The 22,622-nt window shown below is 47.2% G+C and carries 16 protein-coding genes; 6 read left to right on the top strand and 10 right to left on the bottom strand.

Annotated features, from left to right (window positions below; all coding sequences use genetic code 11):
* Nucleotides 1-20: 20 nt before the first annotated feature.
* From R3P39_RS08490 to R3P39_RS08465, 6 genes are read right to left on the bottom strand one after another with little or no spacing between them, the layout of a single operon-like run.
* Entirely contained in the window at nucleotides 21-770 is a 750-nt protein-coding gene (locus R3P39_RS08490) for a gluconate 2-dehydrogenase subunit 3 family protein (protein WP_336566897.1), read from the bottom strand.
* Complete coding sequence (locus tag R3P39_RS08485) at nucleotides 770-2,449, bottom strand: GMC family oxidoreductase (protein WP_336566895.1); 1,680 nt, start codon at nucleotides 2,447-2,449, stop codon at nucleotides 770-772. Before R3P39_RS08485 ends, R3P39_RS08490 begins: the two co-directional genes overlap by 1 nt.
* Nucleotides 2,450-2,451: 2 nt before the next feature.
* A complete protein-coding gene (locus R3P39_RS08480) occupies nucleotides 2,452-3,147 on the bottom strand; it encodes a 3-keto-disaccharide hydrolase (protein WP_336566894.1) in 696 nt (231 codons plus the stop codon).
* A gap of 53 nt (nucleotides 3,148-3,200) precedes the next feature.
* A complete protein-coding gene (locus tag R3P39_RS08475) occupies nucleotides 3,201-4,418 on the bottom strand; it encodes an MFS transporter (protein ID WP_336566892.1) in 1,218 nt (405 codons plus the stop codon).
* 14 nt (nucleotides 4,419-4,432) lie between these two features.
* On the bottom strand, nucleotides 4,433-5,488 hold the full coding sequence (locus R3P39_RS08470; RefSeq protein ID WP_336566890.1) for a sugar phosphate isomerase/epimerase family protein: 1,056 nt from the start codon (nucleotides 5,486-5,488) through the stop codon (nucleotides 4,433-4,435).
* A gap of 2 nt (nucleotides 5,489-5,490) precedes the next feature.
* Nucleotides 5,491-6,654 (bottom strand): Gfo/Idh/MocA family protein, encoded by a 1,164-nt coding sequence (locus R3P39_RS08465; protein ID WP_336566889.1) that lies wholly within the window; start codon nucleotides 6,652-6,654, stop codon nucleotides 5,491-5,493.
* Nucleotides 6,655-6,810: 156 nt separating this feature from the next.
* On the opposite strand from R3P39_RS08465, the gene R3P39_RS08460 reads away from it, so the two are divergent.
* Nucleotides 6,811-7,545, top strand: coding sequence for an AraC family transcriptional regulator (locus R3P39_RS08460; protein ID WP_336566888.1), 735 nt, complete (start codon nucleotides 6,811-6,813; stop codon nucleotides 7,543-7,545).
* Here R3P39_RS08460 and R3P39_RS08455 read toward each other — a convergent pair.
* Nucleotides 7,513-8,382, bottom strand: coding sequence for a BadF/BadG/BcrA/BcrD ATPase family protein (locus R3P39_RS08455; protein WP_336566886.1), 870 nt, complete (start codon nucleotides 8,380-8,382; stop codon nucleotides 7,513-7,515). The two genes, R3P39_RS08460 and R3P39_RS08455, sit on opposite strands and share 33 nt — an antisense overlap.
* A complete protein-coding gene (locus R3P39_RS08450; protein ID WP_336566885.1) occupies nucleotides 8,379-9,131 on the bottom strand; it encodes a copper homeostasis protein CutC in 753 nt (250 codons plus the stop codon). The genes R3P39_RS08455 and R3P39_RS08450 overlap by 4 nt, the downstream gene beginning before the upstream one ends.
* A 383-nt stretch (nucleotides 9,132-9,514) precedes the next feature.
* Here R3P39_RS08450 and R3P39_RS08445 point away from each other — a divergent pair, with 383 nt between their 5' ends.
* Entirely contained in the window at nucleotides 9,515-12,499 is a 2,985-nt protein-coding gene (locus R3P39_RS08445; RefSeq protein WP_336566882.1) for a TonB-dependent receptor, read from the top strand.
* Nucleotides 12,500-12,635: 136 nt separating this feature from the next.
* Nucleotides 12,636-15,521, top strand: coding sequence for a discoidin domain-containing protein (locus R3P39_RS08440; RefSeq protein ID WP_336566880.1), 2,886 nt, complete (start codon nucleotides 12,636-12,638; stop codon nucleotides 15,519-15,521).
* Between the two features lie 83 nt (nucleotides 15,522-15,604).
* Here the strand turns inward: R3P39_RS08440 and R3P39_RS08435 are convergent, their stop codons facing one another.
* A complete protein-coding gene (locus tag R3P39_RS08435) occupies nucleotides 15,605-16,759 on the bottom strand; it encodes a chorismate mutase (protein WP_336566878.1) in 1,155 nt (384 codons plus the stop codon).
* A 357-nt stretch (nucleotides 16,760-17,116) separates the two neighbouring features.
* Between R3P39_RS08435 and R3P39_RS08430 the strand changes: the two genes are divergently transcribed.
* Nucleotides 17,117-20,077 carry an EAL domain-containing protein gene (locus R3P39_RS08430; protein WP_336566877.1) on the top strand — a complete coding sequence of 987 codons (2,961 nt, stop codon included), beginning with the start codon at nucleotides 17,117-17,119 and terminating at the stop codon, nucleotides 20,075-20,077.
* Nucleotides 20,078-20,118: 41 nt separating this feature from the next.
* Here R3P39_RS08430 and R3P39_RS08425 read toward each other — a convergent pair whose 3' ends face one another.
* On the bottom strand, nucleotides 20,119-20,448 hold the full coding sequence (locus R3P39_RS08425) for a stress response translation initiation inhibitor YciH (protein ID WP_336566876.1): 330 nt from the start codon (nucleotides 20,446-20,448) through the stop codon (nucleotides 20,119-20,121).
* Between the two features lie 142 nt (nucleotides 20,449-20,590).
* Between R3P39_RS08425 and R3P39_RS08420 the strand changes: the two genes are divergently transcribed.
* Both R3P39_RS08420 and R3P39_RS08415 read left to right on the top strand, forming a co-directional pair.
* Nucleotides 20,591-20,896 (top strand): STAS domain-containing protein, encoded by a 306-nt coding sequence (locus tag R3P39_RS08420; RefSeq protein ID WP_336566875.1) that lies wholly within the window; start codon nucleotides 20,591-20,593, stop codon nucleotides 20,894-20,896.
* A 21-nt stretch (nucleotides 20,897-20,917) separates the two neighbouring features.
* A complete protein-coding gene (locus R3P39_RS08415) occupies nucleotides 20,918-22,579 on the top strand; it encodes an ATP-binding SpoIIE family protein phosphatase (RefSeq protein WP_336566873.1) in 1,662 nt (553 codons plus the stop codon).
* Nucleotides 22,580-22,622 lie beyond the last annotated feature (43 nt).

Genomic DNA, 22,622 nt, shown 5'->3' with positions numbered 1-22,622 from the left:
ATTACAAAATGACTCAAGGGTTAGTCACGGTACGCATACTCACTGAGGCCGAGCTCAGCCAGCACGCCATCAAGGTGTGCTTTCGCTTCAGAAGTAGGTCCAGGATAGTCACCGGCAATGGGCACGTTACCTAAATAGCCAATGTCTTTACAGCCTTCTGGAGTACAAAAGTAGGCGCCTAAAACGAGATCTTTAAAGCGCAGAAACGCTTTACCAATGCGCTTAAATTGCTCAGGTGTTTGCTCGTTAAAATAGGCAATGTCATCTAAGATCTCGCGCTGTTGCTTGGCACTGAGTTGCAAAAACGACTGATTAAAGCGCAGTGCCGACTCATCATCAATCCAAGCCAAGGCATGGAGGATGGTAACCCGGTCTTTTTGCTGACCATGATAGGGAGCACTGACCCACTCATCGATGACACTGGGCACCTGTACGTCTGTAGCCGATGGGTGATTGCCCTCTCTTGGCACAATAAAGTCTGCAAGGACAGCAACCAACGTTAGCTGGGCTTCGGTAAGCGTAAGCGGCCAAGGCGACTCTGGTGGCATCACCATATTGGGATCAGTGCCATAACCTTTCGCCGTAACGGGAGCAATATCAAGATCTGGCCAATGACCAGCGCTGCTGCTTTCACCTTCAATCACTTTACTGCATCCCGCGGTTAGAGACACCGCAGAGCCCGCAGCCAGTAACCCCATCCATTTTAACGATTCGCGACGCGTCATGCCGGAAATGTATTTATAAGAATCAACGCCATCAGGTGTCTTCATTACAGCACTCCTTTATCAATTTGTTGCGCCAACCAAGTCGAGTTTCGCATTGCTAAGGTCATGATGGTTAAGGTACAGTTTTTATGTGGGTTGGAGGCAAAGACACCAGCGTCCATGACGAATAGGTTGTCACAATCCCACGTTTGGCCCCATTGATTGGTTACCGAGTCTTTCGGTGAGCTGCCCATTCTGGTTGTGCCTACTTCGTGAATGATCTCACCTCCCTTTGAAATGGCTTTTTCGGCCGGTGGCAATTCACCCACGGTTGCGCCCATGTTCTCTAAAATTTGCTTAGCGGTTTTGAGGCCATGTTCAATTTGCTTGAGCTCTCTGTCAGACCACTTGAAGTGGAACTTGGCAACAGGGATCCCCCATTTATCTTTCACCTGCTCATCAATTTCCATGTAGCAGTCTTTGTTGGGCAACATTTCCCCGCGAAGGGCAAAGCCCACATAGGAGCCATAAGCATCGCGTATTTGTTGTTTTAATTCTGGACCGTAACCTTGCTTATTACCTGATACACCAGAGCCAGGCTGATTAAATCCGCTGCTAATTTCAAAGTGGTAGCCGCGGGGGAAATCCAGTTCATCTTTTTCATGGGCTTTGTGTCCCCACCATGGAATAAACAAGTGATTGCCTGTATGACCATCTTCATTGTAGCGTGGCCGACCTTTTAGCGCTGGGATTTGCGCGCCCAGCCAAGCGCCAGTGGAGTCCATTAAATTACGACCTACCTGACCACTTGAGTTGGCTAAGCCTTTGGGGTGTTTGGCATGTTTGGAATTGAGTAAAATACGTGCCGATTCACAGGCGCTGGCCGCTAAAATAACCACATCGGCATTCAGTGCCTGCTCCTGCGCCGACTTTTTGTCGACGTAAGTCACACCGGTGACTTTGCCATCGTCATTCACCGCGACGGATTTCACCATGGCGTCGGTGATCACTTTGAGGTTGCCAGTGGCCTTTGCCATGGGGATCAGTGAAGTCGTGGTTTGGAATGCCGCACCTATTGAGCAGCCATGGCCACAAGGAGTGGCGTAAAAACACGCTAATCGCTCATCTTTGTTACGGGTAAGCACGGCTCTATGCATCGGCACAGCCGGGATCCCCATTTTTTTCGCTGCGGCAGCCACCAGTAATTCTGGCACTCGCGGTGTTGGCGGTGGCTGCAGTATACCAGGGGCAGAAGGGGGCATATCATCAAGGCCGGTATTGGTACCACAGATCCCAACAATGTCCTCGGTTTTATCATACCAAGGTGCCAGGTCTTGGTACTCAAATGGCCAATCGGCACCATGGCCATCGCGGCTTTTGCCCTTAAAGTCATGTTCACTAAAGCGTAGCGAATAGCGCCCCCAGTGGTTAGTGCGACCGCCGAGCATACGTGCACGCCACCAGTAAAAATCGGTGTTCTTTGCGCGAGTGTAGGGCTCATCAGGTACTTGCCAGCCGCCATCGACTGTGGCGTCATAAAAACCAAAGTTCTTATCTTTATTGCCGGCGCCCATCAGTGGGGCTTCGCTATTGCGGCGAAACATCGGACTTTCTGTTTTTGGGTCGTAGTCTCTCCCGGCTTCAAGCAGCAGAACCTTGTGGCCAAGTTGCGTAAGGGTATAGGCTGCCATGGCGCCACCTGCACCTGAGCCTACCACTAAAACTTTATGATCAAATGTTGCCATGATTACAGCTCCCGGATTTTGATGTTTTTAAACCACACTTGGTCACCGTGGTCTTGCAGGCCAATATGACCTTGTTTGCTTTCGGCAAAACCTGCCCATGTTGCAAACTTGCTGTTTTTAACTAAGGTATTCCAAGTGGTGCTACCGATGACAATGCTGGTTGTGCTGATGCCGTTCTGCCAAACTTGTAAGTGATTGTCTTGCATCTTAATACGAACCTGATTCCACGTTTCAGCTGGCTTATGAGCGGTACTCGGCGCGGCAAATAAGTCATAAATTGATCCGGCGAGGTGAGAGTCTATTTTGTTGTCTGGGTGCTCTTTGTTATCAAGAATTTGGATTTCTGGTGCGTGAGAGTAAATCGCACTGCCTTTTTCATCGGCTAATACAAAGATCCCACTGTTACCTTTTCGGGCGATTTTCCACTCCAGCTGAAGCTCAAAGTTTTGATACACCTTCTTGGTTAGAATATCGCCTCCGCCACCTTGCGTCAGTGTCATGGCTCCGTTTTCTATTTGCCACTTGTCGCTTAGTGTATCGCTTTTAAAGTTACGCCATTGCGACATATCTTTGCCGTCAAATAACAGTTGCCATCCAGCTTGTTGTTCTTGCGGGCTCAGTTGATTGTCAGTGGTACTAGCGCAGGCCGTACAACTAACAGCCATTGCCAGCGTTAGCATTTTTATAGAGTTGAGCATTATGGAACCTCGTTTGTTCACTTTTTACTTGTTGCTACTAAATACAGTGGGTATTACGCGTATTTCTCAACGCGTTTATTTTTATTGATATAAAGATACAGGCCGATAAAGGCGACAATTAAAATAGCCGGAAACAGTAAGATGTTTTCTAGTACAGCTTGTCCAGCCACTAAATCCGTTGGCAGTGAGCTCAGCTCAGCTGCTTGCGCCTCTATTCTGGCCGCATCTATCCAACTGCCTATGACTGGGTTCCACATGCTCACAGCAAACATGCCTGCGCCGCCCATTATAGACATGCCCAGAGCCCCTGTTTTTGGTGTATATTCGGCAACGCACCCCAGCATAGTTGGCCAAAAATAGGTCACCCCTAAGGCAAATAGCACCGCCGCCAAATATACTGCTGTTCCTTGTGCTTGACTCATCATGAAGATGCCCGCCGTTGCTAATACCGCCGAGCCTAATAACACCCCCGTCGGGTTAAAGCGGTGCACAATCGGTCCGGCAAAGAAGCGGCCCAGTGCCATCAAACCGGTGATCAACGCTAGGATCATCATAGGAGAAGCGCCTGAAGCGCCCAAAATACGCTCAATCCATTGCTGTGTGCCAAGCTCGGTGGTTGCAGTGAGCGTCATACAGCAAACTAAAAAGAGGTATAAAGGAGAGAACAGGTGTTTGAGGTTGCTGGTAGTAGAGTGCTCAGTGCGGTCAAATTCAGGGAACTGTGACTTCACCATCATGGCCCCATACACCAGTGTTGGAATTAAAATTAATGCCACTTGCCACTGCCAATTAAACCCTGATGCCGTCATGGCGTTAGACGCCAGTGCACCAATTACAATGCCACCTGGAAACCAGACATGGAAGCGGTTAAGCATTGTTGTGGTGTTGTTAGGATACATTTCCGCAATTAATGGGTTACAGCCTGCTTCTACTGAGCCGTTAGCAAAGCCGATTAAAAATGTAGAAATCAGCAATAACCAAAAGCCGTCGGCAGTAATGGTTAATACCAGTCCTGCAAAGTGGCAGACGAAGGCGAGGGCAACCAATTTTTTTGCGCCAATGGCGTTATAAATTGCACCACCTAACATGGTTGCCACGGGAAAGCCAAGAAAGGCCATGGCATTGACCCAGCCCAGTTCGGTATCGCTAAGACCAAATTGCTCGCCTAACTGCCCCAAAATACCGGCACGGATCGCAAACGTCATTGACGTCACAACCAGTGCAAGGCAACAAAGCTGAAACACGAGGCGATTATGATTATTATTGTTCATGGTCGTTGTCCTGTTTATTTTATACCGAGTATCTGATTATTGCGCTCGGTGTCTGTGCTACTGCCAGCAAAATCATCAAAGGCTTTGTCTGTGGGTCTGAGTAAGTGTTGCTTAATAAATTCAGCGCCTTCTTTGGCTCCATCTTCGGGGTGTTTAATGCAGCACTCCCATTCCAACACGGCCCAGCCATCAAAACCATACTGAGTTAACTTACTGAATATTTGTTTAAAGTCGACTTGGCCATCCCCCAGTGAGCGAAAACGCCCTGGTCGTTGTTGCCATCCTTGGTATCCGCCGTACACACCGCAGCGACCATTGGGGATAAACTCCGCATCTTTGACATGAAATGCTTTAATGCGCTCATGGTAGATGTCGATAAACGCTAAATAATCCAGTTGTTGCAATACAAAGTGACTGGGATCATAGAGGATATTGGCACGCGGGTGATGATTCGTCGCCGCTAAAAAGCGCTCAAAAGTCACGCCATCGTGCAGATCTTCCCCTGGATGAAGCTCATAGCAGACATCCACACCCACTTCGTCAAAGCGATTTAAAATAGGTAACCAACGCTTTGCCAGTTCCTCAAAACCTTGCTCGACTAGGCCATTTGGGCGCTGCGGCCAAGGGTAAAAGGTGTGCCACAACAAGGCGCCAGAAAAACTAGCATGGCTGGTTAAGCCAAGCTTGGCACTGGCGCTGGCGGCAAGCATAAGCTGTTCGGTTGCCCACTGCATTTTTGCTTCAGCCGTGCCTGCCAGGTTTGCTGGGGCAAAACCATCAAACATTTGATTGTATGCTGGGTGTACTGCTACCAGTTGACCTTGCAGGTGCGTCGACAACTCTGAAATAGTAAGGCCATACTCGGCCGCAATGCCAGCTATCTCATCGCAATAATCTTGGCTTTCAGCGGCTTTTTTGAGGTCAAACAAGCGCGCATCCCAACTGGGTAACTGTATCGCTTTATAACCGAAGCTGCTGGCCCACTGACAAATGCCTGCAAAACTATTAAATGGGGCTTGATCAGAGACAAATTGCGCTAAAAAAATAGCGGGTCCTTTAATTTGTTTCATTGTTATTGTCCAATTGTAAAAGGTTGCCACTTAGTGTCTTTTGCACTGGCTGCAACCGCGTTTTCAATAAATGCCATGCCACGAATTGCCGCGTCGATACCGGGTACATCGAAGTCTTCGGGTTGTACCTCAGAAGAGTGTTGCTTGGCGCGGATAAGGTTGGCGAAATTAACATAAATGTTGGCAAAGGCTTCGAGGTATCCTTCGGGGTGGCCTGCTGGGACGCGCGTTGCTTGGCGCGCCGCTGAGCTTAAGTTGCCAACACCGGTGCGCAGCAACTGCGCTGGAGCATTGGCAAATTTTAACCATAAACTATTTGGCTCCATTTGCGACCATTCGACACTGGCTTTGTCACCATAGATTTTTATGGTTAGGTTATTTTCTTCCCCCAGTGCGACTTGGCTGGCCATTAAGATACCTTTGGCACCATTGGCAAAACGTAGCAACACAGTACCATCGTCATCGAGTTGTCGTCCGGGCACCACGGTATTTAAATCTGCGCAGAGCGACGCAATTTCTAAACCTGTGACATATTCCGTTAAGTTGGCAGCGTGGACACCAATGTCGCCCATACAGCAGCTGATCCCAGCTTGATGGCTATCTAAGCGCCAGCTCGCCTGCTTGCTATTTTCGTCTTCGCTATTGGCCAACCACCCTTGAGCGTATTCAACCACTACTTTGCGCACCTTACCAAGCTCCCCAGAGGCAATACGGTGGCGAGCCTCTTTGATCATAGGATAACCAGTGTAGGTATGAGTTAAGCCATATAAACTGGAGCTGTGTTGCAAGTGTTCACGCAGCTGTAAAGCTTCAGACAAACTCAGCGTTGCAGGCTTATCACTGAGGACATGAAATCCTTGTTTAATTGCAGCAACTGCAATGGGGAAGTGCAAATGATTAGGGGTTACAATAGCGATAAAGTGAACCCGTTCTGATGCCGGTAACGCAGCTTCTTGGTGGAGCAATGTTTCATAGTTTTCATAACAGCGCTTGGGATCTAATCCTAACTGTGCTCCCATTGCAGCGCTTTTCTGTGGATTGCCACTAAAGGCGCCAGCCACCAACTCTATTTCACCATCTAAACGCGCTGCTATTCGATGCACTGCACCAATAAAGGCTCCTTCGCCTCCACCTACCATGGCCATACGGATTGTATTATTACCCATGCTTAGCTCCATCGAGTTATTTAGGTAAATTAATTTGATGTTATTGATAATAGGGAAGGCTGGCACGTGAGCGCTAATAAAAATTCGGTTGACAATGCAACAAAATCGGCGTTTATATAATTGCGTAGCAGTGTTAATTTAGGAGTGATTTGAGCTGTGGAAGAGCACACCATTTTAAATAAAGCTGGCGTCAATCAACTTATAGCAGCGTTTGATTTGATCCCCGACATCCTGTTTTGGGTGAAAGACAAAAAAAGTAGAATTGTCTATGCTAATCAGCATTTTATTGAGCATCAAGGTTACAGTACGTTGGAACAAATTCGACTAAAAACAGACTTTGACTTCTCACCTCAGCACTTAGCCTTTCAATACGTTAACGACGATAAACGGGTGATGGAAGGATTTATCGTTACCGATAGACTGGAGTTAAATCAAACCAGCAGTGGTGAATTAGCTTGGTTTTCCACCTCAAAAAAAATCTTATTAGATGACAATAACGCCATTATTGGTACCTATGGCGTTACCCGGCACTTAGCAAAGACGTCAAAAGCACTTTCTCATGTTCGCGCCATCGAAGCGCCGGTGGAGTTTATTCGCGAGCACTACCATCGTTATATTTCCATTGAAGAGCTGGCTGAGCTGGCTCACCTATCAGTCAGCGCATTAGAGCGCCGGTTTAAAAAGCATTTAGCAAAAACGCCCAACCAATTTATTAATGAGGTGAGGTTAGAAAATGCCCGTAAATTGCTGGTGGAAACGCGCTTGCCGGTCTCACAAGTGGCTTATCAGTGTGGTTTCTCTGAGCCCAGTTATTTTACTAAACAGTTTCGTCGCTTGTTTGGCGAAATTCCTTCGCAGTTACGCAAGGAATTGCTCTCGAGCGATAGCTAAAGCAGCGTCTTCGGGAGGTCGCTTAGGCGGCACTAACAATGTCGCTATATCCTCACTTAACCATGGGCGAATAGGCTCTGCAATCCCGCCAACCAAGGCTACTTCCTGAGCGCCTAACTGCTGCAAATGCCGCAAGTAGCGCTCAATAAAAGCAGCGGCCGAGCGCAATATTCGCTGAGCGTGAGGGTCTTGTGCGTGATTAAAAACCAGCGGTGCAAATTGGCCGAAGTAGTGGGGCGGTGCTTGTAATGTTAATGCTACTAACTCCTCCACGCTTGAGCAATGTAGTTGTTCAAGCAGTGTGTCGATGAGTAAGCTGCGGGCAGCAAGCGTATCGAGTGCCTCCAAGGCGCACTTGATCAGGCTTAATCCAATCCAGGCACCACTTGCACCGTCACTTAGCCAGAGTCCATGGCCGCCAAATTCGCGAAACTGGCCCTGTTTTACTAACCCAGCGCAGAATCCTGTGCCCAGAATAATGATGCCACCATCTTGGTGTTGATGGGCGCCAAGGCAGGCAATATGGGCATCGCTGGTATAATCAAACTGGGCAAAAGGACATTGCCATGTGCGCATTGCTTGCTGAGCCTGAGCAACATTCGCCCCCGCAAGTCCAGCGAATGCATGAATGTCAGCAATGGCTGAAGCAGGCAGCTGGGCTTTTGTTAGCGCTGTCATTGTGGCCTTTAAAATCGCCGTTTGCGCCGCGGTTACTGAGGTGGCGATATTGGCTGGCCCACTGACCGCTTCGCCAAGCAACTGACGGTTTTGGTTTTCTAATCGCACCTTGCATTTGGTGCCTCCGCCATCGATGCCGAGAAAAAGTGTTTGTTTCATCTTTGCGCGACCCCCTTGGCTGCTGTCATTACTCCCCTAATCAGCCTAGGGCATACTTCCACTTGATGGGTATGCACACCTGAATGAGCGTGAAGAGAGAGCGGGCCAAATGCCTGCAATTGCCAGAGTTTATCAGCGTGCTGTGGGGTAACGCCGCCGCCAATCACTAACTCTATCTCACCGCTAAAGTGATGAAGAAGACGGGTAAGGCGGTTGATACTGTGTGCAGCATCCAGCTGGCTGGTCCATTCACTGCCAGAACTTAATACCCGATCTACACCCAGTTCTAACAATGTATCGGCGGCTTGGCGCCAATTAGCAACCGCATCAAAGGCGCGGTGAAAAGTAATTGAGAGCTTGAGATCACGGGCCATGGCAATGAGTGACTGACAAGGCTGAGTGGCAATGTTGCTATCGCGGTCAATAAAGCCCAGTGCTACGCCGCTTGCTCCTGCTTGGGCAAACTGTTGTAGCTGTTGTTGCAGCTGGTACAGTCGTGCTGTATCGATAAAAAAGTCGTTGGCAGATCGTAGCATCACAATACACTCTTTGTGTTTCGGTTGCTGCGTTACCACGTGAGAAATGGCCTCAATGCTAGGTGATAGACCACCACAAGATAACTGACTGCAAAGTTCAATACGACTAGCACCGGATGCATAGGCAACTTTGCTGTTGTGGCGTAATAAAGCAGTATGATCACTGCTAAGGCACACTTCCAAGTTTTTACCTGAATGTTTTATTCGGTTCATGCCTTTTATCCGAGATTGAATAGTATAAGTAAAAAAGAAGATGCAATTAGCAAGCTTGAAATTCTTATTTAAGTTTATGTTTTGTAATTACTCTTTGTGTATTTTAATTGCCAAACAAAGATGCTTATCGTCTGTTTTTGTACGCAGAGAACTATAAACTAGGAAGTATGAAAATGGATCTTTTTTTAACCTAAACGCCGATTTTGTCTTAGTGCTAACCGAAATTCTATTATCACTTTTAATAGCGCAGACCTATTCTGAAGCTGTGTTTTAGACACGCTTACCCCTTTAGGGAAGCAAAAAGGGTCGTCACAAAGCGATGCGTCATGGAGCAGCAAGGGACGCTATCGCTTTATAAGAATATAACAATCTTGGAGATAGGAATGGCCAATAATAATAACAGACGCTATGTGACAGGAAGGTCACGGCAATTTAGCAAGTCTGCACTGGTCCTCGCGATGTTATCAGCTAGCAATTGGGCAATGGCTGAAGAAACCGATAAAGAGGAAGCGCAGGAAGTTGAGACCATTGAGGTGCGCGGGATCCGTGCGTCTATGGCAGAAAACTTAGCAATAAAACGGCTATCAAATGCCATTGTTGATGCCATTACAGCAGAGGATATTGGTAAGTTTCCGGATAAAAACGTTGCCGATTCACTGCAGCGGGTTCCAGGTGTTGTCATCTCGCGCAGTGGCGGAGAAGGGGAAAACGTCAGTATTCGGGGGTTATCATCGGATCTCACTTTTACTCAACTGAACGGTAATTTTATCGCTTCTTCTCCAGGCTCGCCATCTCGTTCATTTAGCTACTCTTTACTGCCATCGACCATGGTACAGTCCGTGGAGGTGTTTAAATCATCGGAAGCGCGATTGGATGAAGGAGGAGTGGGCGGTACGGTTATTTTACACAGCCGCAAACCACTGGATATGGAAGCCAATTCTGGGGCGTTCAATCTTGAATACACTTACGCCGATGTTACACAAGAGTATGAACCAAATTTTAGCGGAGTGTACTCGTGGAAAAACGACGATGAAACCTTTGGTCTGTTAGTTGGCTACACCAAGCAAGACAGAACAAACCGCTCACTAGGTGGTGATATGTCTGGTGGTGGTGGCTGGCGCTGGGCAACCAGTTCAGAGCTGCCTGCCACTGATGTTAATGGTAATGTCATTGCTGATAGCTCGCGCCGTTTTTCCGCGTTAGAAGATGCCTATGGCAATGTCTACGATGGAGTTTGGGCGCCACAGGTTGCAGGCGTTGGGGTAACCAAAGAAAAGCGTGAACGCCAGGGGTTACAGGCGACTGTGCAGTGGCGTCCAACTGATGATCTATCACTGACGTTTAATCATTTCCATTTTGAACTGGGGCAAAATCGCACCACCTCACAAATGTGGATCCCCGAGTGGAAATATAATCCCAACTACCTCACTGGCATCACCTTAGATGACTCGGGCATGGTTGTTACCGGCATGGACTTCACCACCGGCGCTGGAGGCACGGAAAGAAACCTTGAATTTCCATGGATAATTGGCAGCTACACCAAAGAAAAAGACACCTCAGACACCTATGATTTTGCCTTTGAGTATGCCGGAGATGTCTATGACCTAAGCGGCAAGTTTGGTTACACTCGCGCCAGTGGCGGCCCTTCTGAGTCTTGGAGTGCGGCGTACAAGAGTGGACAGCCTGCAAGTCGCAGTGATTCTGGATTGGTGGAAAATGCCGCCTCGTTTGCTGGCTGGCGATTAGGGGATAGAGTGTCAATATACGCAGACCCTGAGCTGCTTGCTAATTTGCAGTCGGGCATTGCGGGGGATCCTGATCCGGGCTCGACCGGTTCGAGTTTTGTGGTGAGTGATTTAGAAGAAGACTATGCCCAACTCGACTTAGACTATTATCTTGGTTACAGCATTATAGATACGCTGCGCGTCGGTGCTAAATACCGCAATGCCACACTTCACAGAGAAACCAATAATACCTTCTTTATTACTCAGGCTGGCGCCGACCAAATTGCCAGTGGCGAGCTTGATCCGTTTAGCCAAGGGGCCATCGATGAAGTGTCTTATCAGTGGATTGGCGGCATGCCAAGGCTGGAAGATATTTTAAACGCAACCTCAGAGCAAAATATCCCAGGGGGCTTTGAAGTCAACACCATGCCTACCATTAATTGGGACCGCTACCGCGACATTGTGACCAGTGAATACGTTAAGCATACTCGCAGAGAGCCCGATTTTGTCTTTGATATTGCAGAAGAGATCATGGCCGCCTACCTACAGGCTGATTTTTCCTTTGGTGACTTTAGAGGCAACATTGGGGTGCGGTATGTCGAAACGCAAACAGAGATTATGTCCTCGGATAAAATCAATTACTTCCTCGATGATATTGATGATGTTACCGAGGAGGACATCTTGGGCGACGAGCGTCTTATTGATGTAGAAACCACTACGGTTCGTACCGTCACTGATACCCAGTTGTTACCGAGTTTTAATATTGTCTGGGATGCCAGCGATAACCTAGTGGTGCGTGGTGCCATTGCAAAAACCATGTCTCGTCCGCCATTCAACGATATGGGAGCGCCAGAGCAGCTAACCTTTATTTCCCAAGAGTGGGCGGATGACCGCCTCGAATTTAGAGGCAATCCAGTTGAGCCAGGATGGCGTGGTTCTGGTGGTAACAAGGCCCTCAAACCGTTCGAGTCAGTGCAAATGGACTTATCTGCGGAGTACTACTACGGCGAAGGTTCGGCGGTTGGGGTTGCGTTATTCAACAAAGAAGTTGATAACTTCATTGTGCCTTTGATTATTACCTCGGTCAGACCATTTGAAGGGTTTACCAACCCATTTACCGGCGCAGAAATAGTGCCACCTAGAGACATTACCGTGACGCCATTTACCACCACAGCCAATGGCACCAATGCCAAGTCACGAGGCATTGAGCTGTTTGCTCAGCACGCTTTTGATAATGGCTTTGGGGTTAACGTCAACTATACCCTGAATGACACCAATCAGGCAGATATTAGCGTTGATGGTGAAAAGGTCGGGGAATCAGCCTTGGTTGGCAGTGCTGATAATCAATTCAACTTCTCAGGGTATTACGAGAATGACACCTTTAGTGTTCGTGCATCCTATAACCGTCGAGGTGAAACCGCATTAGGGCTAGCCGATGGACTTACGGTGTATCAGGAGCCTTACCAACAGGTAGACGTTAATGCTTCCTACAACTTGATGGAAAACCTGGTGTTGACGGCATCTGTGATCAACCTGACCAAAGAAGAACCCCGGACGTTTTATGGCAAGGACTCTAAGGCGCGATTACGCAGCAGTAGTTATACCGGACAGCGTTATTACGCAGGGATAACCTATCGCTTCTGATGGTGGGTGGACACAATAACAAGAGGCAAGTAAGCGTTACGCGGAAACAACAGTAAAACGATAAGCGTCAACACTTGCTTGTGGCTGTTAGAGCAGGCTGCACATCAGTGTGGCTTGATATCTAAAAGGTAACGAGATGAAAATGTATAATAAAATCAAAAGTGCAGTGCCGCTGATTGTCGCTGCCAACGTGCTAGCTGCCTGTGGCGGCGGGAGCGATGACCCTAAAGTCGACAATATTCCAGTGACACCAGCCATGACGACCGCAGAAGTGTCTGGCTCTGTGATAAAAGGGGCTCTGAGCCAAGCGGATATAGCCGTAACCGCACTGAATGGTACTACCATGACAATGTCGGGCAATACCAGCTCAGATCAAGCCGGTGAATTGTTTATTGAACTCACCGGTGAAGCTGGGTTTGGGATTAACTCCACCATTAAAGTATCGGCAACAACCAGTGAGCAGTCGCAGATGCGTTGTGATGCCATGCAGTGCGGCGCGGTGGAGCTTGGCGAAATGGTCAGTGGTGATTATTTATCTGGGGTGACGTTAACAACCTTAAGCCAAGTGGCGGTGCCTTATGGTACCAGTGCCGATGGCCATGCCGACACCAGTTTGCAAATAAACGCCCTGACCACGCTTGCCACTATGCTGGTGGAGCAGCAAATTGCAGCAGGTCGCAACGTCGCAACAGCAGAGCTTATGGCTTTAGCAAAAGCAGATATGTCTGCATTGTTGCTGCGCGCGCTGGGTTGGCAAACCGGCAATACTAATGTGTTTGAACTCCCCGTTGTCAGTGCTGAGCAACTCGAAAACTTTGAATTGGGTGAGCAATGCAGCACATCCGAGGACGGTGAGCAAAGCTGTGAAATGACTTATGTGTCACCGAGTATACAAAAATTGTCTTTACTCAATGCCGCATTTGCGCAGTTTGATGAACAAAGTTCGCTACAAAGTGTTTTGACCAATGCGATGAATAACCTTAACGCTGCACTTAGCGAGGACGAAGCGGCACTAGAGGCACTTCGTTTGCCGATTTATAGTGCACTTGAGGCACATCCTGTGACCGCACAGCTAGGTCTCAGTGCAGACAGCATTGTTGATTTATCCTTACCTTTATTCGATGAACCTATTTCCAGTGGGCCGATGCAACAAGTGATCACCGCTGGGGCAGCGGCGACAGCAAGAAATGCCATTAGTGATGCTGAAAGTGCCGATAAAGCATTTGATGGCGATCCGCAAACCAAATGGCTGGACCATAATGACTGGCAAGGCCCCCCGACGGAGGCATCCCCCTCTTGGATCCAAGTGGACTTTGAAGCGCCAAAAGCGATAAGTGGTGTGTATATTACCAGTGCCAATGATGCGCCTGAACGCGATCCCGAAAATTTTGCATTGTTAGCATCGAATGATCTTGCATCGAATGATCTTGCATCGAATGATCTTGCATCGAATGATGCAGGAGCAACATGGGTGAAGCTGGGGGATGTGGTCGGTGCTGCCTTTGATGCGCGTTTTGAGCGTCAAGGGTTTGTATTTAACAACGCTCAGAAGTACACCAGCTATCGCCTTGAAATAACTAAAAATAAAAACAATGATGGCTTAGTGCAAGTGGGTGAAATCCAGTTTGTGGGGCCTGTCTACCCAAGCGTTGATCACACCGACACCGTGCCGTTTGCGGTGACGGCGAGTAACAGCATTGGTGAGGCTGAAAATCAAGATAAAGCATTTGATAACGACGCGGCAACCAAGTGGCTTGATCACAATGACTGGCAGGGGCCACCAACGGTAGAAGCACCGTCATGGCTACAGGTTAACTTTAATGAAGCGGTTGCCGTTAATCAACTGGCGATCACCAGTGCCAATGACGCGCCTGAGCGCGACCCAGAGAACTTTGCCCTATATGGCTCTAACGACGATGGCTTAACTTGGCAATCGTTGGGTCAATGGCTTGGTGAGTCTTTCGAAGCCCGTGGTGAGCGACAAAACTTTATGGTTGCCAACCAACTGCCATATCAAAGCTACCGTCTTGAAGTGACAAAAAATAAAAACAATGATGGGTTAATGCAGCTGGCTGAAGTAGAGCTCATTGGGCCTGAGGTCTCTGGCTTAGATCACGCTCAAGTTCAAGGTGCAAGTTATTCAGCGCGCTTTAGTATTAGCGATGCCGAGGGCGCGGCTCAAGCATTCGATAAAAACCTCGACACTAAATGGTTAGATCATAATGACTGGCAAGGGCCGCCAACGGCTGAAAACCCAGCCTGGATCCAAGTCAACTTACCCCAGCCGCAGGCAGTGAATACCTTGTATATCACCAGCGCTAATGATGCACCTGAACGTGATCCGGAAAACTTCCAATTGTTGGCTTCTGATGATGGTGAAACCTGGCAAGTGTTAAACACTTGGGTAGGGGAGTCGTTTGAGTCTCGCTTTGAGCGCCGAGCCTTTAGCTTTTCTAATGGCCTTGCTTATTCCTATTATCGCTTAGCTATTAGCAAAAATGCCAATAACGATGGCTTAGTGCAAATCGCGGAAATTGAGCTGGCTGGGCCGCAGTACGCACTTGAAGATCTGTCTGATGTGGCTGGAACAAGCTTTACGGCGCGTAATCGTATTGGAGATGCAGAAAGTGAACAAAAAGCATTTGATAACGACATCGCAACAAAATGGTTAGATCACAATGAGTGGCAAGGCCCACCAACAGAGGAATCGCCATCTTGGATCCAAGCTGATTTTACAGCACCACAGATTGTCAGTGGTTTGGCAATCACCAGTGCCAATGATGCCCCAGAACGCGATCCTGAAAATTTCCAATTACTGGGCTCAAATGATGGTGGTGAAACATGGACTGAAGTGGCCAGTTGGGTCGGAGAAAGTTGGGATAAGAGGTTATCGCGAAAAACCTTTGCGTTGTCCAATGCCTTTGCCTACACCAGCTATCGCTTAAGTATTAGTAAGAATGCTAATAATGATGGCTTGGTTCAGCTAGCAGAAATCGAGTTACTTGGTTTAAAGGAAGAGTAATACTGAGTAAAGCGCAACAAAAAAGCCAGAGCGGGTTGTTGTCCGCTCTGGCTTTTTTATCACTTGATGGCAGAAAAAGGGGGTTATAACACATCCACAGCTTGCAGTGATTCACTTTGATAGCAGCCTAGCAGGCGCACAAACTGGGTGTGATCTTTCAGTGCTTCAAGTGCAGTTTGCACTTGTGGATCGGCAATATTGGCCAGTAGGTCGACATAAAACACTTCTTCCCATGGGTTACCAGGCACGGGACGCGATTCTAATTTCACCATATTGATATTATGTTGTTTAAATACCATCAAGGCATCGGCAAGGGAACCCACTTGTTGTTTGGTGGCCATGATCAAACTGGTTTTAGTTGGGATTTGAGTGGACACCTGCAGTGCTTTTCGCGCCACTACAATAAAGCGGCTGTGGTTCTCGGTTTGGTTGGCCAGACCTGACTTTATCACTTCTAAGCCAACATTTTTGCCTGCTTGCGCTGAGCCAATGGCGGCGCTGTTTGGGTGTTCTGCTGCTTGCTTTAGAGCACTTGAAGTGGAGTCGCAGGTTTCGTGTTGAATATCGCCAAGTCCTTGAATAAAGCGGCTACACTGGGCAAATGGCTGCGGGTGAGCGTAGACTTTATTGATTGTTTGTAACTCGGTATCGGGCAATGCCAACAAACAGTGCTCTACGGTATGTGTGACTTCACCAACAATCGACACTTGGGCGTGCTGCAGTAAATCGAAGACTTCATTAATACTGCCAGAGCTGGTGTTTTCAATTGGCAATAGGCCATAATCCGCTTGACCTTTTTCCACCAGATTGGTGATTTGATCAAAGCTTTGGCAACCCATTTCAACCAGCTTACCCGGCCGGCGACTAAAGTATTTGTGGCAGGCCAGTTGGCTGTATGAGCCTTGTCCGCCCAAGTAGGCTACTCGGTGTGTATCGCCGACGCTCTCTGGGTTCAGGCTTTTTTGCAACATGGCTTGTTGGTTTAACACCGAGTCTTCCAAAATGGTTTGGAACACACTGTTAATATAAAAAGCGTCTAGGCCCAATGACTTGCCATAACGAATGAGCTTTTCAAGTAGCGCCTCTTCACGTGCTTCGTCGCGGATGGGTTTATTGTTAGCTATTTTATATTCCAGTACACTGTGGCTTATTCGTCGTCGCTTTGCTAATAGAATCAATAACTCTGAATCTATTTCGTTAATGTCATGCCGCAAGGCATTTAATGTGTCTTTAGTCATAGGTCCTCATTCCCATTTAGCCAAAAAAAAGCCCCCCGATGTTGGGAGGCTTAGCTATTCTTTTTCACTCACGAACAGACAAGCCTCTTCATCTAAAGAAGCCAAAAAAGAAATAGGTGTTGCGAGTGATAGTATTCATAACGAATTATCTTTATTCTGTGGTTAACTACATTTTTAGCACACTATTAAAACCGAAAACAAGTACTACTTTTAGCTCAATCGTAAAAAGCCGTGAGGTTTGGCACATTTTGCTGTAGTCTCAATTATCGGTGTTAGACGTAACTTGTTGGCAGCTGGAATTTTATTTTGTTATATTCAATAGCCTTAACTAGTAAAAATAAGAATATAGGTTAACTCGTGGGCAATCTTCGTCCGCCATCTCGATATGGTGCGAATTCACTGAGTGTAAAACTGTCGATGTTGATTTCAGCGGTATGCCTCATTGCAGGCGTTTTCGCTGCCGCATTGATGTTGAAATCAGAAGAAAAGCAATTAGTGTATGAAGAGTATGACGAGCTTAAACGTTTAAGCGCCGATGTTACCGGCCGTTTTACTGACTACCTCGCCCTGAAAGCCAATTTAGCTGAGCAGGCAAACTCTGTGGTGTCTAAGCATCTCCTACACGAACACCAGCTTAATGGCTTAGAAGCACAAGTTGAACAAAAGGCCGGCAATTGGGTGAGTACCGCGCAAAACGGTTTATCGGCGGCCAGTGCGCCGCAAAGGGAAGCGGATGAAAAGCTGTTTTCTGAGTCGGAGCTATTATGGAACATACTGGCGCCCCCCCTGTTGCAAGACTTTGCTAACTTTTATTTATCGACCCAACAAGGCTTCACTCGAATAGCCCCACCGAATGCCATTTTGGCCGAAGATCCTCGTTTTAGTGGCGAGCAACTTCATAAGTTACCCATATTACATTCTGAGCAAAACCCCACGCGTGAAGCCGTATGGTCGAAGGTGTATTTTGATCCCCTGTGGAAGCAGTGGATTGTTAGTGTATTGGTGCCACTGTACAAACAAAACCAGTATGTGGGATTAACCGGAAGCGATCTGCGGTTGCAGTCCCTGCTTAATAACTTTCCCCGCTCCAGTGAGCAGCAAGGCTTTATTGTTTTCGACCGGCTAGGGCGTGTATTGGCGGCGCCAGGGGTAATACCGGCGGCCAGTCAAACTGAGCAATTACAAAGCTATCAACAACTGCCCGAAAGCTTAAGTAAGATTATTGAAACGGCGCTTGCAACCCAGTTACCGAACCTACAAAGTGAGTTCCAATTGGACGACAACTGGCATTTAATGCATATCAGCCATGTTGATAGTCTCGATTGGTATGTGGGCATTTATAAAAAAAGGGCATCGGCCATTGCCGCGCTAGAAGAGCTGAAAGTTAAGTTTTTCGGGCTGTTTATTCTGTATGCAATTTTTGTCGCCATTTTATTGCATCAAGTGCTTTATCAATTGGTGTTACGCCGCATTAACGCTTTGGTCAAAGCAGTAAAGGGTTTTGGTCGGGGCCAGTGGGATGCACCAACCTTGCCACATACCGACGATGAAATTGGCCAACTCAATGCCTCTTTTAACGACATGAGCGTTGAAATAAAGGACTTAGTGAGCGGCCTCAATCAACGCATTAGCGAAAAAGAAGTGGCCGAAAAGGCCGCAAACCGACTTTCTAAAGCAGTGGCGTTCTCGGGGACAGGGGTGGTGCTCACCAATGAGCACTTTCAAATCGATTACGTTAACCCAAAAATGCAGGAAATGACCGGCTATGATGAAGCGCATTTTATTGGTTCGCCACTGTTAAGCATCATCGCTAAAGACATGGCCATACTGGTTGATGATATTGACCTCGACCTGCGCAGCCGCAATTACTGGCGTGGTGATACCATGTTAGCAGGAGATAAGGACGCACCGATTTGGGTGAGTTTAAGTATTTCTCCCATTCGCGAAGACAGTGGGGCTATCTCGAGCTATGTCGCCTCGGCGCAGGATATTTCCTTTGTTAAAGAAAGCCAACGTAAAATGGAAGAGTTGGCTTACTACGATACCCTCACTGGGCTGGCTAATCGTACCTACTTTAGAATGCAGCTGCGTAAATCTATGGCGTTGGCAGAGCGTGGCCACTATGCCTTTGCGCTGTTTTATTTTGACTTAGACGAGTTTAAACGCATTAACGATACGCTCGGTCATGATGCTGGTGATCGCTTGTTACTGGAAGTGGCAACACGGTTGCAAAAACGTTTGCGCGCAGAAGATACCATCGCCAGATTAGGCGGTGATGAGTTTGCGGTGTTGCTAAGTGGTATTCAACAACGTGAAGACGCCATGGAAGTGGCCAACAATATTCAAGCCACCCTCAGTAGCCCCATTAAACTTGGCAACAATGAGGTGATCGTTAGTGCCAGTATTGGTATCACCATGGCACCGTTTGACAGCCAAGAAGAAGAGCAGCTATTAAAGCACGCTGATTTGGCAATGTATCAGGCCAAAGCGAAGGGCAGAAACACTTACCACTTTTACAGTCAGGACTTGAATGAAGCGGCCAATGAAAGGCTGTATATTGAAAACGAGTTACGCCAAGCCATTAAAGAGCAACAGTTCACCCTGTATTATCAACCACAAGTGAATAGCCAAACAGGTGAAGTAGTGGGTTACGAGGCTCTGACACGCTGGTTTCACCCCACAGAGGGAAGTATTCCGCCGGATAAATTTATACCCATTGCCGAAGCCACAGGACTTATTGTTGAGCTTGGTGCTTGGGTACTAGAAGAAGCCTGTCACTTTTCCGAGCGCCTGAAGCAGGCTGGGAAAATAGCCAATGTCTCGGTCAACTTGTCAGCGCGCCAGTTCAAAGATGCTAAGCTTATCGACACCTTGTCTGCCATCATTCAAGAAACAAAAATGACGCCGACGCAGTTGCATTTGGAGTTAACAGAAAGCATGTTGATGGGAGATGTAGAAGCGGCTATCACGCAATTACGCGACATCAAATCGTTAGGAGTGTCTTTGTCGATTGATGATTTTGGTACCGGCTATTCGTCACTTAGCTATCTAAAACGCTTTCCTGTGGATGTGCTTAAAATAGACCGTTCATTTGTTAAAGACATTCCAGAAGACCCCAACGATATGGAGATCACTGCGGCCATTATTGCGATGGCGCAAAAGCTGAATCTTCAGGTAGTAGCAGAAGGGGTAGAGACCATAGAGCAAATCGATTTTCTCGCCAACAACAACTGCTTTACATTACAGGGCTACTACTACAGTGCGCCATTACAAGAAGCCGATGTAATGACCTTTAGCGTATCAAGTGAACAGAAGTAGGGAAGCGTCCAGAGCGCCCTGTGGCGCTCTTCGTAATGCTTTTATCCGCCGGCTATTTTCACCTTGAAGCCTTGACCTTCCAGTAACTGTTTCAGCTTCTCACGGTCGTCGCCTTGGATCTCAATAATACCGTCTTTCACCGCACCACCTTGTCCCATTTTCGATTTTAACTGCTTGGCGAGCTTTTTCAGGTCGTGTTGTTCACTGTCTATCCCCACAACCAGCATCACGCCTTTTCCTTTGCGGCCTTTGGTTTGCCTTTCAATGCGCAGTGCTCCGTCTTTAAAAATCTTACTTTGGCTTTGTGGTTTTTCGTCTTTGCTGTCTATACGGCCTACATCCGTAGAGTAAACCAGTCTTGAGTCCGACATAGTCAGTATCCTATCAAGTGTTTCAATATTAAGATGATAACAAAAAGCCGTTTCGATGTTTTTTATTTTTGCTAAATGAATTTTAAGGGTTATATTTAAATGGTTGAGGGGACATAAATCAAAATAATTTAGGAGCTTAAAGATGAGCTTAAGTACAAACGCCTCGGCGGATGGCAAAACACTTACGATTCAAATAAGAGGGAAATTTGACTTTAACTTGGTGCAGTCCTTTCGCCAAGCCTATGCCGATATTGGTAACAATACCGATAAAGTCGTCATCGATCTGCGCGAAACAGATTACATGGACAGCTCAGCCCTGGGCATGCTGTTGAACATGAAAAAAACCTTGGGAACATCGGTTTCGAGTATTCAGATCAGCAATTGCCGCCCGCAGCTAAAAAAAATTCTGCAGATTTCCCGCTTTGATAAAAAGTTTGATATTGATTAAACGTCAAGAACATCCCAACTTATGAATATCTTGGTAGTTGACGATCAGATTTTAAACTGTCGTCTTCTTAAAGCCATGTTGGAGCAACAGTTTTACACTGTGTTTTGCGCCCACAATGGCCAAGAGGCTCTGACCATATTAGACAATCAAGCGATTGATATTGTCTTGCTCGACGTAGTAATGCCAGTGATGGATGGCTTTGCAACCGCACCTGAAATCAAAAAGCACAGCAAAGATGTCTATTTACCCATTATTTTTATTACCGCGTTAGAAGACAAAGAGAGCTTTGAAAAATGCTTAGCGGTAGGTGGTGATGACTTTATTCATAAACCCTTTGATAAAGTCATTTTGTCGGCCAAAATTAAAGCCCATGCCAGAACGCGGCGTTTAAGCCTACAAAGTAACGAACAGCGTCAACTTTTAGAATATCATTACAACCAAACCGAACGTGAACACGAAATTGTTGAGCATATCTTTAGTAACGCCTTAGCACAGCAATCGGATTATCCCAACGTGTGTGACTATCACTTATCTCCTGCATCGATGTTTAATGGTGATATGTTACTCATGGCAAAGAGCCCGATTGGTGGCTTTTACTGTTTGTTAGGGGATTTTACTGGGCATGGCCTTGCAGCCGCCGTTGGGGCTCTACCAGCATCCCGGATTTTTTACACTATGGTGCAAAAGGGCATGGCGGTGAGCGATATCGCCGTGGAGTTAAACACAGCACTGAATGAGTTATTACCTGGGCATATGTTTTGTGCCGCAGCCATCATTGAGCTCAGCAGTTCAGGAAAAAACCTTTCTGCTTGGATTGGCGGAATGCCGGACCTATACCTCATTAACCAGCAAGGTGACGTTACTAAAACCATTGAAAGTCAGCATATGGCGCTGGGGGTGTTAGATATTGATGAGTTTGAGCGCAACCTTATTCATCTTGAAGTGAGTGCTGAGCAGCGCCTTGTGATGGCCACCGATGGCATCATTGAATCTGAATCTGAACAAGGGGATATGTTTGGTGAAGAGCGATTAAAGCAATTGCTAAAGTCGCAGCACAGCATCTCCACAGATGAAATCATTACCTCCGTGAAAGCCTTTTCTGGAAACACAGAGCAACAAGATGACCTCAGTATTGCCATTATTAACTGTGTCGCCACCGAGGTAAAAGTAACGGAGCCCACTCATTATTCGAGCTTACCATTTGACGTTTCATTGCACCTCAACGCCAAACAGATGAAAAGTACCGACCCCATTTTGGAGTTAGTGGATTTACTCAGTGAAGTGCAGGGGATTTCGGCGCATCGCTCAAATATTTTCTTATTGCTCTCTGAAGCCTACAATAATGCGTTAGATCATGGTGTATTGGGCTTAGACTCAGAAATTAAAAACAAAGAAGATGGTTTTTTTGAGTTTTATCAATTGCGTGAAGCGGCACTCAGTGAGCTCAACCAAGCGCTGATCATCATTTCCGTGCGCTATTCGCCCGAGGACCTTAAGTTGTACTTTACCATTTGTGACTCTGGCTGTGGTTTTAACACCAATAAGCAACACGCAGAAGTGAATGATAACAGCCATGGACGGGGAGTGGGGTTATTGGATGAGATTGCTGAACGTATCAACTACAACAGCACCGGCAATGAAGTTGAGATTGTTTATTCATTATTGTCTGAACAGCAAAAATAGTGTCATCCATGGCAGTGATTTTTGATTGGCAAAATCAGGGGGA

The organism is Pseudoalteromonas sp. UG3-2, from assembly GCF_037120705.1.
Lineage (GTDB): Bacteria > Pseudomonadota > Gammaproteobacteria > Enterobacterales > Alteromonadaceae > Pseudoalteromonas.
This window is presented reverse-complemented; position numbering and strand designations above follow the sequence as displayed.

Excerpts from the sequence above, each read along its gene's own strand:
- R3P39_RS08440 (WP_336566880.1), top strand. The coding sequence starts at position 12,636 with ATGAAAATGTATAATAAAATCAAAAGTGCAGTGCCGCTGATTGTCGCT.
- R3P39_RS08475 (WP_336566892.1), bottom strand. The coding sequence starts at position 4,418 with ATGAACAATAATAATCATAATCGCCTCGTGTTTCAGCTTTGTTGCCTT.
- R3P39_RS08490 (WP_336566897.1), bottom strand. The coding sequence starts at position 770 with ATGAAGACACCTGATGGCGTTGATTCTTATAAATACATTTCCGGCATG.
- R3P39_RS08455 (WP_336566886.1), bottom strand. The coding sequence starts at position 8,382 with ATGAAACAAACACTTTTTCTCGGCATCGATGGCGGAGGCACCAAATGC.
- R3P39_RS08470 (WP_336566890.1), bottom strand. The coding sequence starts at position 5,488 with ATGAAACAAATTAAAGGACCCGCTATTTTTTTAGCGCAATTTGTCTCT.
- R3P39_RS08485 (WP_336566895.1), bottom strand. The coding sequence starts at position 2,449 with ATGGCAACATTTGATCATAAAGTTTTAGTGGTAGGCTCAGGTGCAGGT.
- R3P39_RS08480 (WP_336566894.1), bottom strand. The coding sequence starts at position 3,147 with ATGCTCAACTCTATAAAAATGCTAACGCTGGCAATGGCTGTTAGTTGT.
- R3P39_RS08445 (WP_336566882.1), top strand. The coding sequence starts at position 9,515 with ATGGCCAATAATAATAACAGACGCTATGTGACAGGAAGGTCACGGCAA.
- R3P39_RS08465 (WP_336566889.1), bottom strand. The coding sequence starts at position 6,654 with ATGGGTAATAATACAATCCGTATGGCCATGGTAGGTGGAGGCGAAGGA.
- R3P39_RS08425 (WP_336566876.1), bottom strand. The coding sequence starts at position 20,448 with ATGTCGGACTCAAGACTGGTTTACTCTACGGATGTAGGCCGTATAGAC.
- R3P39_RS08420 (WP_336566875.1), top strand. The coding sequence starts at position 20,591 with ATGAGCTTAAGTACAAACGCCTCGGCGGATGGCAAAACACTTACGATT.
- R3P39_RS08435 (WP_336566878.1), bottom strand. The coding sequence starts at position 16,759 with ATGACTAAAGACACATTAAATGCCTTGCGGCATGACATTAACGAAATA.
- R3P39_RS08415 (WP_336566873.1), top strand. The coding sequence starts at position 20,918 with ATGAATATCTTGGTAGTTGACGATCAGATTTTAAACTGTCGTCTTCTT.
- R3P39_RS08450 (WP_336566885.1), bottom strand. The coding sequence starts at position 9,131 with ATGAACCGAATAAAACATTCAGGTAAAAACTTGGAAGTGTGCCTTAGC.